General features: G+C 59.0%; 3 protein-coding genes. All 3 read left to right on the top strand.

Going from position 1 to position 1,642, the window contains the following annotated elements:
• On the top strand, nt 1-376 hold a 376-nt coding region (locus IM290_RS21285), incomplete at its 5' end, for a 4Fe-4S dicluster domain-containing protein (protein WP_193354499.1).
• Nucleotide 377: 1 nt separating this feature from the next.
• Nucleotides 378-1,232: a dimethyl sulfoxide reductase anchor subunit family protein gene (locus tag IM290_RS21280; RefSeq protein WP_017694079.1), complete on the top strand. Its 855-nt coding sequence runs from the start codon at nt 378-380 to the stop codon at nt 1,230-1,232.
• 44 nt (nt 1,233-1,276) lie between these two features.
• The coding region (gene dmsD / locus IM290_RS21275) for a Tat proofreading chaperone DmsD (RefSeq protein ID WP_193354498.1) at nt 1,277-1,642 on the top strand (366 nt) is incomplete at its 3' end.

Here is a 1,642-nt window from a genome sequence, read left to right as displayed (position 1 = left end):
CTGGGCAATGCACAAGCGCGACGACGGTTTTGTGGTGGTGGACGAGGATGTCTGCATCGGCTGTCGCTACTGCCACATGGCCTGCCCGTACGGCGCGCCGCAGTACAATGCCGCCAAAGGTCACATGACCAAGTGCGACGGCTGCCATAGCCGCGTGGCGGACGGCAAAAAGCCCATCTGCGTCGAGTCCTGCCCGCTGCGCGCGCTGGACTTTGGCCCGATTGAAGAGCTGCGCAAAAAACACGGTCAGCTTGCTGCCGTCGCGCCGCTGCCGTCTGCCCACTTCACGAAGCCGAGTATTGTGATTAAACCTAACGCCAACAGCCGTCCGACGGGTGACACCACCGGCTACCTGGCAAACCCGAAGGAGGTGTGAGATGGGAAGTGGATGGCATGAATGGCCGCTGGTGATCTTCACCGTTTTCGGGCAGTGCGTGGCCGGCGCGTTAATCGTGATGGGCTTCGTCTGGCTTAAGGAAAATGATGACAAGGCCAGCATGCGCATCGTGCGCAGCCTGTTTTTTCTCTGGCTGGTAATGGGTATTGGGTTTATGGCCTCGGTACTGCATCTTGGCTCCCCGCTGCGTGCCTTCAACTCGCTTAACCGCGTGGGCGCGTCAGCGCTGAGTAATGAGATCGCGGCGGGTTCGATCTTCTTTGCCGTGGGCGGTTTCTGGTGGCTGGTGTCGGTTATCGGTAAAATGCCCCCAGCTTTGGGCAAAATCTGGCTGGTTGTCAGCCAGATCCTGGGCATCGTTTTTGTCTGGGCGATGACCCGGGTCTATCAGATTGAGACTGTCCCGACCTGGTATACGGGTTACACCACGCTGAGCTTCTTCCTGACGATGGTTCTGGCTGGTCCTCTGCTGGCCGCGCTGCTGCTGCGCGTCGCAAACGTGACATTCAAAGGTACTCTTGCTGCGTCAGTCAGCGTACTGGCACTTATCGTCTGCGTGGCGGTCGTCGTGTTGCAAAGCAATACGCTGGGGACAATACAGAGTTCCATCCAGCAGGCTAACGCCCTGCTTCCGGATTATGGTTCGCTTCAGGTATGGCGCATCGCGTTGCTGGCGGCGGGTTTAGGCTGCTGGATCTGCCCGCTGATTCGTCGTCAGGAGCCAAAAACGCTCGGCCTGTTTGCAGGTGTCGTGCTGGTGGCGCTGGGTGAACTGATTGGCCGTGGGCTATTTTATGGTCTGCATATGACCGCAGGGTTAGCAATTGCAGGTTAACACAGGTGCGCGGGGCTACCCGCGCGCAAGTAAGGAAAGTTGTAATGAATGACGTCTCACACCGCGAATCGTTCGCGTTCAGCGCCCGGGTACTGGGCGCGCTGTTTTATTTCGCTCCAGACAGCGAGCAGACCGCGCCGCTGGTGAGTGCCCTGACCGCAGGTGACTGGGTTCAGGACTGGCCGCTGGCGGAGGAAAATCTGCTGCCTGTCGCCAGTATGTTTAAGACCCCATCGGATGAAGCGTTGAAAGACGCCTGGCAGCGTCTGTTTATTGGCCCGTATGCCCTGCCCGCCCCCCCGTGGGGCTCGGTCTGGCTTGATCGCGAGTCCGTGCTGTTTGGCGATTCGACCCTCGCGTTGCGTCAGTGGATGCGTGAAAACCATATCGCCTTTGAGATGCAGCAGAAG

The sequence above is a fragment of the Enterobacter cloacae complex sp. S1 genome, assembly GCF_014930525.1.
Taxonomy (GTDB): Bacteria; Pseudomonadota; Gammaproteobacteria; order Enterobacterales; family Enterobacteriaceae; genus Enterobacter; species Enterobacter hormaechei_C.
This window is presented reverse-complemented; position numbering and strand designations above follow the sequence as displayed.

Bases quoted from the DNA above. Each gene is read 5' to 3' on its own strand.
- IM290_RS21280 (WP_017694079.1), top strand. From the start codon at position 378: ATGGGAAGTGGATGGCATGAATGGCCGCTGGTGATCTTCACCGTTTTC.